The organism is Jannaschia sp. 2305UL9-9 (genome assembly GCF_041403465.1).
In the GTDB taxonomy this organism is placed as follows: Bacteria; Pseudomonadota; Alphaproteobacteria; order Rhodobacterales; family Rhodobacteraceae; genus Jannaschia.
In genome coordinates this window covers 1,252,649-1,266,504 of the sequence record NZ_JBGEHM010000001.1, presented here as the reverse complement: position 1 = coordinate 1,266,504, position 13,856 = coordinate 1,252,649, and the positions used below count along the sequence as shown (strand labels likewise).

Genomic DNA, 13,856 nt, shown 5'->3' with positions numbered 1-13,856 from the left:
AGCGTCTGCGCGCGTCCCTTCGCAAACCGCATCTCGTGAAAGGCGACCGTGACCTTCGGAATGGCAAAAAGCCCCGAGAGGGGATCTCGGGGCTTTTCAGGTCGAATGTGCGACCGTCAGGTGCTGGGCTCGGGCGACGGACCGACGTCGGGGCCCTTTGCCTTCGGCTTCGTCTTGGGCACCGCAGTCAGGCTGCTGCCGCCGGAGGTGTCGATGCCGTCATCGTCGTCGTCGCGGTTGAGAACCTCGCCGTTGATCACCTTCATGATCTCCGGCCCGGTCAGGGTCTCGTATTCCAGCAGGCCCTGTGCCAGCCGCTCCAGATCCTCCGATTTCTCGGTCAGGATCCGTTTCGCCGTCTCGTATCCGGTCTGGACCAGTTCCTTGACCTTCTCGTCGATCAGGCGCTGGGTTGCAGGCGACACGCTGGAGGAGCCTTGGTAGCTGCCGAGGTAGGACTGCTGCTCGTTGGCGTAATCCACGAAGCCGAGTTCATCATCATAGCCGAACTGCGTCACCATTGCGCGGGCGATACGGGTCACCTGCTGAATGTCCGACGCCGCGCCGGAGGTGATGTTCTCCTTGCCGAAGATCAGCTCCTCGGCCACGCGGCCCCCCATCGCCATGGCGATCTTGGAGGTATACTTGGTCCAGCTGACCGACAGTTGATCGCGTTCGGGCAGGGACAACACGAGGCCCAGCGCACGGCCGCGCGGGATGATCGTGGCCTTGTGGATCGGATCATGCTGCGGAACGTTCAGGCCGACGACGGCGTGACCGGCTTCGTGATAGGCGGTCAGCTTCTTTTCGTCCTCGGTCATGACCATGGACCGACGCTCGGCGCCCATCATGACCTTGTCCTTGGCGCTTTCGAAATCCTCCATCGTGACGACCCGGCGCCCGATGCGCGCGGCCATCAGGGCGGCCTCGTTCACGAGATTCGCAAGATCGGCACCAGAGAAGCCGGGCGTTCCACGTGCAATGATGCGCAGGTCCACATCGGCGCCCAGCGGCGTCTTGCGGGCATGCACGCCGAGGATCTTTTCGCGGCCCTTGATGTCGGGGTTCGGGACCTGAACCTGACGGTCGAAACGACCGGGCCGCAGCAGGGCTGGGTCCAGCACGTCGGGACGGTTGGTCGCCGCGACGATGATGATGCCCTCGTTGGCCTCGAAGCCGTCCATCTCGACCAGCAGCTGGTTCAGCGTCTGCTCACGCTCGTCGTTGCCACCGCCGTAGCCGACGCCGCGCGACCGGCCGACGGCATCGATCTCGTCGATGAACACGATGCAGGGGGCGTTCTTCTTGGCCTGCTCGAACATGTCGCGGACACGCGATGCACCCACGCCGACGAACATCTCGACGAAGTCGGAGCCGGAGATGGTGAAGAACGGAACGCCCGCCTCACCGGCCACGGCACGGGCCAGCAGGGTCTTACCGGTGCCCGGAGGGCCGACCAGCAGGGCACCCTTGGGGATCTTGCCGCCAAGCCGCGAGAATTTCTGCGGGTTGCGCAGGAATTCGACGATCTCTTCTAGGTCGTCCTTGGCTTCGTCGATGCCGGCCACGTCGTCGAAGGTCACGCGGCCATGCTTTTCGGTCAACAGCTTGGCTTTGGACTTGCCAAAGCCCATCGCCCCGCCTTTGCCGCCGCCCTGCATGCGGTTCATGAAGAAGATCCAGATGCCGATCAGCACGAGGAACGGCAGCCACAGCCCGAGCGCGGACATCAGGCCCGACTGTTCCTGGCTTTCGGCAGAGATCGCGACGTCGTTGTTGAGCAGTGTTTCCGTGACGTCGACATCAGCCGGCTTGATCGTGATCATTTCCGAGCCGCTGCTGTCGCGGAAGACGATCCGCTCACCGTCGAGCGTCACGGCACTGACCGATCCGTTCTCGACCTGGTTGACGAAGTCGGAATAGGGGACTTCTCGTGCCGACATGGCCGTCTGTCCGCCCGAAAACAGCTGAAACAGAGCCATGACGAGAACGAACAGCACGACCCAGAAGGCGATTGAACGCGCGTTACCCAAGGGAATTCCTCCGTATTGCGCGGACAGGTGTGCCCGCGCGTGTTGCCAGACAAGATAGGGATTGCAGCGTTGGGTTCAACGCAATTCGGGCGTGTCGGGCGAATGCCTGCCATTTGGTCGCGCCCGTGCGACCGCGCCGGGTGGCCACGACGATCGCTGATGCGCCGCGCGTTTCAGGGGCGTCGGCCGCCCGGCGTCAGCGGCGCGCACGCGACCGTCCAGCCGTTCGCAAGGCCCGTCAGCGGGGCGGCAATGAGATCATCACCACGCCACACGGCCGGACCGGCCATCAGGCTGCGCCGGGGCAGGCCGGTGGTCCGCCAAGGTGTCAGGGTGATGGCGCGCCCAAGTGCCGCGACGCGGTATCCTTCGGTCGGACCGTCCGTCGTGACCACCCAACGCCCGTCCCAGGTTGCGCCGGGGGCCGCATCGGGACGGCACGCCGCGGCGGCGGGTTCACGCGACAGGCGGATCGCGCCGTCTTCATGCGTCACCATGCATCCCGACAGGGTCGTCGCCTGACGATCCGTGATGCGGCGCATCAGTTCCACCTGCTCGGCACGTCGGGGGGGATATTGCGCACCACTGATCCACCGCAGCACCGCAAGCATGAGGCGGCGGACCTGATCGCCCTCGGATCGCCTCAGCGCCTCGAGCCGCGCGCGCTGCAGCACCGCGTCGCCGCGATCGGTCCGGACGCATTCCGCGATCAGGCTGGCGGTCCTGTCCTCGACCGCATCCCGCACGGCGGACAACGCGGTGGCGGATGCGACGATCTGCTTGGCGGATAATGGCAGATCGGCCAACAACCGACGGGCGCGCACCCGTTCGAAACGCGGGTCGTCATTGCTCGGGTCGTGAACGGGGGACAGGCCGCGCAAGGCGACGATGTGCTGTGTCTGCTGCCTGTAGAGGGACAGGATGGGGCGTAGGAACGTGACCCCGCCCCATGTCATCCGCGGCGTCATGGCGGCCAGCCCGTCAAGACCGGCACCGTCCGCCAACCGCATCAGGAAGGTTTCCGCGATATCGTCGGCGGTATGCCCCAGAAGGACGGACCCGAGGTCATGTCGCCGGGACCATTCCGCCAGGGCATCATAACGCGCGCGCCGCGCACGGTTCTGCAGGTCGGGGCCATCGGCGATCTGCAAGGTGATCGTGTCATGGGGCAGGGACAGGTCGCGACATCGGTCGGCGACCCAGGCCGCCTCCTGCCGTGCCTCGGGGCGGATACCATGGTCTACGGTCACCACGCGCAGGTCGAGGCCGGCATCGCTGCAAAGATGCAAAAGGGCGAGGCTGTCCGCCCCGCCCGAAACCGCGACGCCGAATGGTCCGTCGTCGCGGTTCAGATCAGGAACAGCCAAGCTCCGCCCGTGCCGATGTCGCCTGTCCGGCCGCGCCCGACTGGGGGAAGCGGATCCCGACCTCAGACAGGGTCAGGCAGGCTTCGCTCGTTTGGCCAAGCGCGCCGAGGGCTCGTCCCAGACCAAGCAGGGAATCCGGTGCGCGCGTTCCTTCGGGCGTGCCCGAGAACGACTCGAGGTAGGCGCGGGCCGCACCAGCCTGATCGCCACTGCGGGCCAGCGCCTCGCCGCGCAGGAACTGCGCCTCGGTGGACAGGGGGCCGGTCGGGTAATTCGTCGTGAACCTTTCGAAGGCCTGCGCCGCTTCGGTGTTCTGACCCTGATCCAACAAGGCGCGGGCGGCGTTGAACTCGCTTTCCTCGCCGATGGCCAGCTGCGGCTGGGGCGCCGCAGGTGCGGCGGGGGTGGGCGCGACTTCGATCGGCGATGTCGCCGCCGTCTGTCCGGGCCGCTGCACCGGCCGCATCTGACCCGAGGCCCCACGCTCGGGCACAGGTGCGGGCCCGGGCGTCGCTGCGACGGCTTCGCCCAATGGTCCCGGCTGTGGCAGGGCCCCGAGGTCGCAATCCGGCGTCAACTCGCAAAGCTGAAAGCGCAGGTCCTCGATCCGGTTGCCGCCATCGCGCCCGATGCTCTCGACGCGGAACGACAGACGCTCGGTCTGGGCTGTCAACTGGCGCAACTGATCTTCCATGCTGATCAGGCGGTCGGGAAAACTCGTCCCCTCGATCCGGAGCGCGGCGGCGCCCGTCGTCGACAGCTCTCGCTGAAGGGACTGGATCTCCGTGTTGAGGACAGACAGCTGGCGGCGGATGTCCGCCAGCGTCTGGTCGGTGTCCTGTGCGGCCAGCGGGGTCGCAACAAGGATCGCAAGGGCAACGGCAAGCCGCATCAGACGCCCGCGCCCGCGGCCAACACGGTGACGGCCCGGCGGTTCTGGCTGTAGCAGGCCTCGGTCGAACAGATCTGCAGGGGGCGCTCCTTGCCATAGCTGATCGTGCGCATCCGGCTGGCCGAAACGCCTTGCGACACGAGGTAGTCACGCGCGGCATTCGCGCGGCGACCGCCCAGGGCAAGGTTGTATTCGCGCGTGCCCTGTTCATCCGCATGCCCTTCGATCAGGGCGGTATAGCCGGGGTTCGCCGTCAACCAGCGGGCCTGGGCCGCGAGCGCTGACTGCCCTTCGGGCGTCAAAGCGGAGCTGTCGACGGCAAACAGGACACGGTCGCCGACCGTCTGTTGGAAATACGCCACCGAGCTGGGGTCGTTCGGCCCGCCCGGTGTAAAGCCGCCTGCGCCCAGACCGCCGTTGTTGGCGTTCAGGTCGACGGCACCACCCGCGTCGCCGTTGCCATTGCCGAAACGGTCGCCTGCGCATCCCGCTAGCGCGATGGCGGAGACCAGAATAAGTGCCCGAAGTTTCATTACGCTATCCTCAGTTCAGAAGCGGGCCCCAGCTGGGGTCCGATGCGGCCGCTGGTGTTGCGGCCCGTTGAAGGTTTCTGCCAGTGATGTCAACGGAATAGAGCGCCGGTGCGCCTTGGGCCCCCGCCGTTTCCCGCGTGAACATGACGACGCGGCCATTGGGGGCCCATGTCGGCCCCTCGTCCAGGAATGCGCCGGTCAGCAGGCGTTCCTCGGACCCGTCCGTGCGCATCACACCGATGTGGAACCGTCCCGCGTTCTGCTTGGTGAACGCGATGAGGTCGCCGCGCGGCGACCAGACCGGCGTGCCATATCGGCCATCCCCGAAACTGATCCGGCTGCCATCCCCGCCGGATGCGGACATCACATAGATCTGCGGCGCGCCCGAACGGTCGCTTTCGAACACGATGCGGCTGCCGTCCGGCGAAAAACTGGGGGCTGTCTCGATCGAGGGGGCGGTCGTCAGACGCGTCGTCCCGCCCGATGCGATGTCCAGCAGGTAGAGGTCGGTATTGCCGGCCACCTCGGCCGAAAAGACCGCGCGTTGCCCATCCGGCGAAAAGCGCGGCGCAAAGCTCATGTTGGTATTGGTGCCCCCGATGGACCGACGCGACAGGGTCGCCACATCCAGCAGGGTAACGCGGGGAAAGCCCGTCTCGTAGCTGGTGTAGATGATCTGGTTGCCGTTCGGGGAAAAACGGGGGGCGAGAACGATGCTGTCCGAGGAGGTCAGGTATTGGACATTGGCGCCGTCGTAATCCATCACCGCCAGCCGCTTCTGACGCGCATCCTTGGGACCGGTTTCCGCGACGAACACCACGCGGCTGTCGAAATAGGGACCTTCGCCCGTGATGCGGGAATAGGCCGCGTCGGCAACCTTGTGGGCCATCCTGCGCCAGCCGTCGGCGGTGCCGACGAACTGCAATCCCTCGCCCAGCGGGGCCTGGCTGAAGATGTCGAACAGACGGAACTGCACCACCAGACGCCCGTCGCCCTCGACGAGGACGGACCCGGTGATCAGGGCCTGCGCGTTGATCGCCTTCCAGTCGGACCATTGCACCGAAGCATCGAAGCTGGACACGCGGCTGATATGGGCGTCCTGCGGAATTTCCCGGAACAGACCGGTATTCGTCAGGTCGGCGGCGATCACGCGGGTAATGTCCTGCGCAATGTCGCTGGCGGCAGCATTACGTGCGACAAACGTGGGCACCGCGAACGGCAAAGGTTCGATCACGCCATCGGTGATGGTGATCCTCAGTGGCCCGTCCTGCGCCGAGACCTGAACGGGCAGGCCCAGCGTCGCGAAGACGAGAGCAATCGTCAGAAACAATCTAGTCACCGGAGCCTCATTGTCGTTTGTAGGAGCTTTAATGCATTTTTGTCGGAATGGTGTGATTTCTCAACCGTGGCCCGGAATTTCAGGGCCAAGTGACCCGTCGGCGGGCGGATGGTTGACGCGGGACGCCTCATCTTAGCGCAACCGCATCGTATTCGGGTCGAAGGTCATCTCGACCTCACGCCATTGTTCGTATTTTTCGGACGGCAGGTCATATCCGTCGCCCGCACAGCGGATCAGGGCGCGGCGGGCCGCTTCGAATGCGCGTTGGGTTGCGCCCGAATCGCCGCCGGAGGCGGAGATCTGGCGGATCGTTCCGGTTACGGGTCTGCCGTCGCGGTCCATGTCGAAGGCAAGCGTGACGATCACGCGCGCCGATGCGGCCCCCGGATCAACGACCCAGCACCCGCTGACCGCGACGCGCAGGCCATCGCGTTCGCCTTGCGTCAGGGGCGGTCCCGACGGCGCGGAGGGTTGCGACGACCCGCCAAGCGCCGCCGCAAGGGCCGCGTTGGTGTCGATGTCGCGCGGCTGTTCCTGCGGTGCCGGTGCGGGTGCGGGTGCCGGGGCGGGTGCGGACGCAGGGGCGGCGGGTTCGGCCGGTTCCTCGGGTGTTGCGGCAACGCGGACCGGGGGCGTGGGCTTGCGGGCCGGCCGCGTCGACCGTTCAGGCGCCGCCGATGGGGTATCCGCCTCGGTCACGATGACGGGCGCGGCCTCTTCGGGGGCGGCGGGCGTTTCGGCCGGGGCGACGGGATCTTCCGCCTCGACGGGGGCGGGCGGGGCCTCGACCACCGGCGCGGTTTCGGTCGCGGGGGGCGGCGCCGGGGCCGGTGTCGCCGCGACGCGGGGCGCAGGCCGTGGGGCGGGGCGCGCCGATACCGGCGCATCCGGTGCCTCCGCGGGGGCGGACGGGGCGGATGGCACCTCCGGCACGACCTCCGCGCGGGGCAGGGGCGTCAGCTGCGAGGTATCGGGCACGACCTCCGGCGGGGGCGGTGGCGCGATGGCCTCGGGGGGCTGGATCTGTTCGGGCGGCGTGTCGACGCTGGGGGCCGGAACGTCGGGCGTCTCGACCACCTCCGGCTGTGGCGGCGTCGGGGCAGCGGGGGGCGTCGGCGCCGGGGCGGCGTCCGGTTCGGAAGAGGTTAGCGCATCGAACTCGGCCGCCGAAATCACCGAGACGGCGGCGACTTCCAATGTCTCCTCCGGCGGGTCGGACGGCAGCCAGCCCGCCACCAGCGCCCAGATCATCAGGCCGCCGTGTGCGGTCGCCGACAGGATGACGGCGGTCCGGCGTTCCATCTATTGCGCCTCGTCCCCGGTCGCATTGTCGAGGGTTGGCCCCCCGGCGTCCGTCACAAGGCCGATATTGCGAAAGCCGCCCGCGTTCAGGGCGCCCATCACCACCATCACGTCGGAATAGGGAACCGTGCCATCGGCCCGCAGGAAGACCCTGTCCCCGTCCCGTTCACCGGCGATGGCGGTCAGACGGGTGATCAGGTCGTCGCGCGGAACCTCGGTCGAGCCGATGAAGACCGCGCCATCGGCGCCGACCGTCACGGCCAGCGGCTCCTCCTGCTCCTGCGGGAGGGGGGCTGCGGCGGTTTCGGGCAGTTCGATCGGCACGCCGGCGGTCAGCAGGGGCGCGGCGACCATGAAGATGATCAGCAGTACGAGCATCACGTCCACGAAGGGCGTGACGTTGATCTCCGACATGGGTTGTCCGCCGCCGGAGCGGCGTCTGCGACGGGTGCCCCCGCCGCCCGATTTCATCGTGCCCGCGCCCATTCAGCCGGCGTCCAGCTGGCGCGACAGGATGGTGGCGAATTCATCCGCGAAGGCTTCGTAGTTGCCGGTGATGCGGTCTGCGTCGCGGTTCAGCTTGTTGTAGAAGATCACCGCCGGAATGGCCGCGACAAGGCCAATGCCGGTCGCCAGCAACGCCTCGGCGATGCCGGGGGCCACCACGGCCAGGTTCGTGTTCTGGCTGATCGCGATCTGTTCGAAGGCATGCTTGATGCCCCAGACGGTGCCGAACAATCCGACGAAGGGCGCGGTGGACCCGGTCGTTGCCAGAAAGGTCAGGCCGGAGGTCAGCCGGTCGCGTTCCTTGGCAATGGCCACGTCCATGGTGCGGTCGATCCGCGCCTGCGTGCCAAGGATCAGGCCGCCGTCATCACGATGGCTGCGGTTCCATTCGGTCATCGCGGCTGCGAAGATCCGTTCGGAGGCCGACTTCGGCTTGTCCCCGATCTGGTCGTACAGTTCGTCCAGAGGCTCGCCGGACCAGAAGGCCCGGTCGAAGGCGGCCGCGCGCGATCGGGCGCGGCGGAATTGCAGGACTTTCTGGATATAGATCGCCCAGACCCAGATTGACGCCGCAAAGAGAGAGATCATCACCAGTTTCACGGTGAATGTCGCGCGCCAGAACAGCGCCCAGATCGAAAAATCGATCTCGCTGGCGGATGCCAGTACTTCGGTTTCCATGTGGACTGCCCGTCCTGTCACGTTGGTGGGTCGTTTGCGACCGCGCTATTGCCCATGACAGTAGCAGAGGAAAGGGTGCTTGGCGAGACTCCCCGAGGCATCGGCAGAAACCCGCAGGGCATGGGGCAAGACGCCTGCACTGCGGGCCGCACGGGGGGTATTCAGGGTGTGTCCGATTACCCCTTTCGGACCCACGGCGCGACGTCGGACCAGCCGCAGGCGCGGGTGAGTTTCGCAAGGTCGGAAGCCAGTCCGCCGGTGGCAAAGCGCAACTCGGTCGAGATGCCTTCGATGTCCTGAAACCGCAGGTGAAGATGTGCGGCGTTCCGCATGCGATCGATCAACGTTCGGGCGTCGCGATATGTGAAATGACCGAAACCATCGCCCTGATGCGTCGGGGTCATGCGCAGCCGCTCGACCGCTTCGTCGTCCAGCCGAATGTCGGCGGCCCACCCCTCGCTGCCGATCCGGGGGGTTGCACATTCGTGGATGACATAGATCGCCGTCTGATCATCCAGACACCGCAGGATCAACGAGGCGCGCACCCGTCGCCCACAGGTAGCCGGCCCATCACTTGGAGCCGACAGGAAGACATTCTGCGGGCCGCCGAAGGCGCTGTCCTCCTCCCGCAGGGTCCAGCGGGACGTCGGTGTGGACGCGGACATCATCTCGACATCCGTGGGCGAGGCGCGCCGCGGCACCGCACAGCGCAGACGGTCCAGCGGACCCGCAGGTGCCGGGCAATTCGCAAGGCGGTGCAGCCTGTCCCAACAGGCCAGCCGATCCGTCGCGCGTTCGATACCGGCACAGTCGGACGCATGCTGCGCCGTCAGCAGGCGGCACCCGCCCCGTTGCCCGATCGGCAGTCGATCGCATCCGGCCATCGATGCGGCAGGCGCAGGGATCGGCATCAATGCGACGAGGGCTGCTAGGCACAGCGACAGGAAGGCAAGCATGGCTACGGTCCGGGGGCGCAAGGTCACGCCATCCATGCATTCGAAAACCTAATTCCCGGTAAAAACGGGGCTCAGGCCACGGCAATCCGCTGCAACCGACTGCACAGGTCCTGGGGCATCCTGCGTGGCCGGCCCGTCATGTCGAGGAACGCCAGACTGACATCTGCCTTGAACAGGGCCGTCTCGCCCCGCGATACCTCCTGCGACAGGATCAGCCGCGCAGGCGTCATCCGCTGGACCGTCGTCGTCACGATCAGCTCGTCGTCGTAGCGGGCGGGTTGCAGGTAATCGGCAACCACGCGGGTGACGGCAAATACCTGTCCGGCCTCGCGCAGGGCGGCCTGATCGATGCCTGCCTCGCGCACCATCTCGGATCGTGCCCGTTCGATGAAGCGCAGGTAGTTGGCATAATAGACCAGCCCCGCAAGATCCGTATCCTCGTAATAGACACGTATGCGCCAGCGATGCGCCGTCACTGCACCCGCCCCAATCGCGCGGCGAGGCGAAGCGCATGGGAGGCATCCTGCGCCATCGGCGGCAGGACGGGATCGTAGGCCGCGCGCAGAAGATCGGCGATATCGGGGCGCAGGATCGCGCGGCCTTCCATCATGGCAAGGGGCGAGCGGTCGGTGAATGCCCTGTCCGACCAGAGCAGCATCGCCTGAACCATCTGGTTGAGGGCAAGGGTGTCGGCGCTTACCAATTCCAGATCCGCGTCCATCCGAATGAAGCTGAAGCAGGCCTGGATCGCACCGGCTTCGTCGAAGCGGAAGATGCGATACTGGTTTGCTCCACCGGTTTGCAGCCTGTCGACGAGGTCCGCCAAGGACGGGATCAGCCGGTCGAGATTGGGCGTCGCCGTCAGTTCGGACCAATCCTTGACGAAGAACACCATCAGGTTGGCCCCAAGCTCGGGGTCGGTCTCGGCCATCGTATGTCCGGTCAGGGTGCACAGGGCTTCAACGGCGCCTTTCAGTACGGCGACCGTCCCGTCCGTGACGCCGAAGACGACGGGCGCGATGGGCCGGCCCCAGCGGGCGAACAGGAATTGCCCATCGGCACGGGTGAACAGGGCCGTCACGGCCTCGGGGGTCAATGGGGTCAGATCAGTCATGGGGCAGGGGTGCCATGCGATGCGGGCAAGGTCCAGACGGGCGCGCGCACCGGCCGCGACAGCCGTGTCTGCGGGGGCCGTCTGCGCAGACCGCTGGACGCGGGCGCGTCCCCGGTTTAGGCCGCGAAGGACCCTGACGCATCGCCCCCGGAGGCCCCATGTCCGACGATCATCTGACGCCCGCCAGCTGGACCGCCCTGACCACCCTGACGGGCAAGGACCCCGCCGAAGCCCTTGGCGACATGTTGGAGGAGCAGTTGGAACCCGATGGCGTCGGCGTGTTCGAGATGGAGGACGGCTCCGGCCTGTGGGAGGTCGGCGCCTATTTCGCCGAAGCCCCGGATGAGACGGCGCTGGCGGTTCTGGCTGCGGCCTTCGGGGCGAAACCTTTCGTCATATCCGAGCTTCCGCCGACAGACTGGGTCGCCCACGTGCGCCGTGAATTGCAGCCCGTCGAAGCCGGGCGTTTCTTCGTCTACGGCAGTCACGATGCCGACCGCGTGCCAGAGGGCCGCGTGGCCCTGCTGATCGAGGCGGCAATGGCCTTCGGGACGGGGCACCACGGCACGACGCAGGGATGTCTGCTGGCGTTCGAGGAGTTGATCGGTCAAGGCATCAACCCCGCGCGTATCGCCGATATCGGTGCCGGGACGGCCGTGCTGGCCATGGCGGCCGCACGGGTTTTTCCCGATGCGCATGTCATCGCGTCGGACATCGACGAAGTCGCGGTCGAAGTTGCGTTGGCGAACCTGCGCGTGAACGGGATGGAAGGGGCCGTCGACTGTGTCGAGGCCGCGGGATTTGCACATCCATCCCTGACGGACGGTCCTTTCGACCTGATCTTTGCAAACATCCTCAAGGGGCCGCTGATCGAGCTTGCCCCGGACATGGCAACGGCCACCGCACCGGGTGGCCGCATCATCCTGTCCGGCCTGCTCAATCCGCAGGGCGATGAGGTCGTCGCCGCCTACGAGGCGGAGGGCCTGACGCTGGTTCGCCGCGGCGAACTGGGCGACTGGACGACGCTTACCCTGCGGCGCCCGGAGGCCTGAGACGGGTCACCCCCGTCCTAGCCGAAGCGCGCGTCCACATCGGCGCGGTTCATGCCGATGTCTTCCAGTGCGCGATCGGACAGCAGCGAGAGTTCGGCACGCACATCGCGGCGACGGCGGCGTTCGGCAATGGCGGAGCGGATGGCTTGTGGCATGTAGGTCATGGGGCTCTCCTGTCTGTTGGAGTGTTTCGTTGACCCAGAAGTGGGGGATGGACCGTCGATGACAACGTCCCCTGATGCAGCCCGCCCTTGCGCCCCGTGCATGGCGCAGACGTTCCCCGAAACGCAAGAACGCCCGCTTCGGAAAGCGGGCGTTCGTAATCATCACCGGCAGATGTGCCTGAACTCAGCGGCGCAGATCCGCGAAGCGGCTGATCTCGCCACGCTCCAGCCCGATGTCGTTCAGCTCCTGCTCCGTCAGGCGGTTCAGCATGCGAACGGTGACCCGGCGGTCATTCCAGGCAACGATGTTGCCAAGCAGGTTCGAGAAAGCCGAGCCATGGGAGGCGGGAAGGGCGGGACGGAAAGTGTCGAAAGCGGCCATTGGGGCGGTCCTGATATATGGGGCGGCGTATCCGCGCGTTGTTTCGGTTCTATGTGACGTGCAACGTCGATGATGCGCAGATAGGTAGAGTTTTCATTCCGCACAATTATCAAGCAAGCATGCCCGCTATGCGCGCAACGCATGTCATGCGATGGTCATATTTTCTGGCTGATAATCAAATTAGTCATATATATAGCAATAGGTTAAGGGTAAATGAGGGTCATCTTCAGTCATGCCGTTGTTACTTGACGTCTGGCCCGTCGATACTTCGCCAAATCATGCGAATCGCTGCTTGCTGCCGCTTTGCGTTGCGGGAAAGACGTGCTAGCACGACAGGAACGAGAGGCGAACATCGAGGCAGCCCCATGCGAGTTATCGGCATCGACCCCGGCCTGCGGAATTGCGGCTGGGGGGTCATCGACGTAGAGGGATCGCGTCAAAGGCATGTGGCCAATGGCACCGTTCGTGCCCAAGGGACCGACATGGGTACGCGTTTGCTGAACCTTCACAAGGGGTTGACGGCGGTGATCGCGCTGCACCGCCCGGATGCGGCCGCGGTCGAGAATACATTCGTCAACAGGGACGGGGCAGGAACCCTCAAGCTCGGTCAGGCCCGCGGGGTCGCGATGCTGGTCCCGGCGCAGGCCGGCCTCGACGTCGGTGAATATGCACCGAACGCCGTCAAGAAGGCGATCGTCGGCACCGGACACGCGGCCAAGGAACAGATCGCCCATATGGTGCGGATGCAATTGCCCGGCTGCGATCCCGAATCGCCGGATGCGGCGGATGCGCTCGCCATTGCCATGTGCCATGCCTTTCACCTGCAGTCGTCCAACCGGCTTGCCGCCGCGATCGGGGCGGGACGATGATCGGTCGGCTGACCGGGCGGCTGGACTGGAAGGGGACCGATCAGGTCCTGCTGGATGTGAACGGCGTGGGCTATGTCGTGTATTGTTCGGACCGGACGATCGCCGCCCTGCCGCCCGTCAAGACACCCGTCGCCCTCTGGACCGAGATGCTCGTGCGCGAGGATCTGCTGCAGCTGTTCGGCTTCATGACCGTGCAGGAACGGGAATGGCACCGCCTGCTGACCTCCGTGCAGGGGATCGGCGCGAAGGGATCGCTGGCCATCCTCGGGGCGCTCGGGCCCGATGGGGTGGCGCGTGCGATTGCGCTGGGCGATGCCAATGCCGTCAAGGCGGCACCCGGCGTCGGGCCCAAGATCGCGCAGCGGGTGGTTCTGGAACTCAAGGGCAAGGCCCCGGCGATGATGATGATGGATGCGGAAGGGGCGGATCCGCTGATCGAGCCGTCAGACACAAAGGGGGCGGCGGCCCCGACCCCTGCACCTGCCGCGCGGGATGGTCTTGCCGCCGCGCAGGCCGAAGCGCTGTCGGCCCTGTCGAACCTTGGCTACGCCCCGACGGACGCAGCCCGGGCCGTGGCCGAAGCCGCGGGCGAGGCGCAGGACACCGCCGGATTGATCCGTGCCGCGCTCAAGCGGCTCGCACCGGGGGATCGCTGATGATCGACACGT

The 13,856-nt window shown here is 66.3% G+C and carries 16 protein-coding genes; 3 read left to right on the top strand and 13 right to left on the bottom strand.

From position 1 onward, the window contains the following. Positions 1-116: 116 nt before the first annotated feature. The 11 genes from ftsH to V6N07_RS06150 all read right to left on the bottom strand — a co-directional run bounded on the left by ftsH (position 117) and on the right by V6N07_RS06150 (position 10,721). Positions 117-2,033, bottom strand: a complete 1,917-nt coding sequence (gene ftsH / locus V6N07_RS06200) for an ATP-dependent zinc metalloprotease FtsH (RefSeq protein WP_371154848.1) — start codon at positions 2,031-2,033, stop codon at positions 117-119. Positions 2,034-2,206: 173 nt separating this feature from the next. Continuing rightward, the gene (tilS, locus tag V6N07_RS06195; protein ID WP_371154847.1) at positions 2,207-3,400 is read right to left on the bottom strand and encodes a tRNA lysidine(34) synthetase TilS; all 1,194 of its coding nucleotides are present in this window, start codon (positions 3,398-3,400) and stop codon (positions 2,207-2,209) included. Continuing rightward, positions 3,387-4,292 carry a tol-pal system protein YbgF gene (ybgF, locus tag V6N07_RS06190; RefSeq protein WP_371154846.1) on the bottom strand — a complete coding sequence of 302 codons (906 nt, stop codon included), beginning with the start codon at positions 4,290-4,292 and terminating at the stop codon, positions 3,387-3,389. The genes tilS and ybgF overlap by 14 nt, the downstream gene beginning before the upstream one ends. Then, a complete protein-coding gene (pal, locus tag V6N07_RS06185) occupies positions 4,292-4,825 on the bottom strand; it encodes a peptidoglycan-associated lipoprotein Pal (protein WP_371154845.1) in 534 nt (177 codons plus the stop codon). The genes ybgF and pal overlap by 1 nt, the downstream gene beginning before the upstream one ends. A 10-nt stretch (positions 4,826-4,835) precedes the next feature. Next, the gene (tolB, locus tag V6N07_RS06180; protein WP_371154844.1) at positions 4,836-6,164 is read right to left on the bottom strand and encodes a Tol-Pal system beta propeller repeat protein TolB; all 1,329 of its coding nucleotides are present in this window, start codon (positions 6,162-6,164) and stop codon (positions 4,836-4,838) included. Between the two features lie 132 nt (positions 6,165-6,296). Then, the gene (locus tag V6N07_RS06175) at positions 6,297-7,466 is read right to left on the bottom strand and encodes a cell envelope biogenesis protein TolA (RefSeq protein WP_371154843.1); all 1,170 of its coding nucleotides are present in this window, start codon (positions 7,464-7,466) and stop codon (positions 6,297-6,299) included. Next, a complete protein-coding gene (tolR, locus tag V6N07_RS06170; protein WP_371154842.1) occupies positions 7,467-7,952 on the bottom strand; it encodes a protein TolR in 486 nt (161 codons plus the stop codon). Beyond that, positions 7,953-8,651 (bottom strand): protein TolQ, encoded by a 699-nt coding sequence (gene tolQ, locus V6N07_RS06165; RefSeq protein WP_371154841.1) that lies wholly within the window; start codon positions 8,649-8,651, stop codon positions 7,953-7,955. 176 nt (positions 8,652-8,827) lie between these two features. Next, positions 8,828-9,643, bottom strand: a complete 816-nt coding sequence (locus V6N07_RS06160; RefSeq protein ID WP_371154840.1) for a type VI secretion system-associated protein TagO — start codon at positions 9,641-9,643, stop codon at positions 8,828-8,830. A 35-nt stretch (positions 9,644-9,678) separates the two neighbouring features. Next, on the bottom strand, positions 9,679-10,083 hold the full coding sequence (gene ybgC / locus V6N07_RS06155) for a tol-pal system-associated acyl-CoA thioesterase (RefSeq protein WP_371154839.1): 405 nt from the start codon (positions 10,081-10,083) through the stop codon (positions 9,679-9,681). Further along, entirely contained in the window at positions 10,080-10,721 is a 642-nt protein-coding gene (locus V6N07_RS06150) for a hypothetical protein (RefSeq protein WP_371154838.1), read from the bottom strand. Before V6N07_RS06150 ends, ybgC begins: the two co-directional genes overlap by 4 nt. 158 nt (positions 10,722-10,879) lie before the next feature. Between V6N07_RS06150 and V6N07_RS06145 the strand changes: the two genes are divergently transcribed. After that, complete coding sequence (locus tag V6N07_RS06145; RefSeq protein WP_371154837.1) at positions 10,880-11,773, top strand: 50S ribosomal protein L11 methyltransferase; 894 nt, start codon at positions 10,880-10,882, stop codon at positions 11,771-11,773. Positions 11,774-11,790: 17 nt separating this feature from the next. On the opposite strand, the gene V6N07_RS06140 is transcribed toward V6N07_RS06145, so the two are convergent. Together V6N07_RS06140 and V6N07_RS06135 are read right to left on the bottom strand one after the other, a co-directional pair. Next, the gene (locus V6N07_RS06140) at positions 11,791-11,937 is read right to left on the bottom strand and encodes a DUF1127 domain-containing protein (protein WP_371154835.1); all 147 of its coding nucleotides are present in this window, start codon (positions 11,935-11,937) and stop codon (positions 11,791-11,793) included. Between the two features lie 184 nt (positions 11,938-12,121). Next, positions 12,122-12,319 (bottom strand): DUF1127 domain-containing protein, encoded by a 198-nt coding sequence (locus V6N07_RS06135; protein ID WP_371154833.1) that lies wholly within the window; start codon positions 12,317-12,319, stop codon positions 12,122-12,124. Positions 12,320-12,684: 365 nt separating this feature from the next. Between V6N07_RS06135 and ruvC the strand changes: the two genes are divergently transcribed. Beyond that, positions 12,685-13,188, top strand: coding sequence for a crossover junction endodeoxyribonuclease RuvC (gene ruvC, locus V6N07_RS06130; RefSeq protein WP_371154832.1), 504 nt, complete (start codon positions 12,685-12,687; stop codon positions 13,186-13,188). Beyond that, positions 13,185-13,844, top strand: coding sequence for a Holliday junction branch migration protein RuvA (ruvA, locus tag V6N07_RS06125; protein WP_371154831.1), 660 nt, complete (start codon positions 13,185-13,187; stop codon positions 13,842-13,844). Before ruvC ends, ruvA begins: the two co-directional genes overlap by 4 nt. The last annotated feature ends 12 nt before the right edge of the window (positions 13,845-13,856 follow it).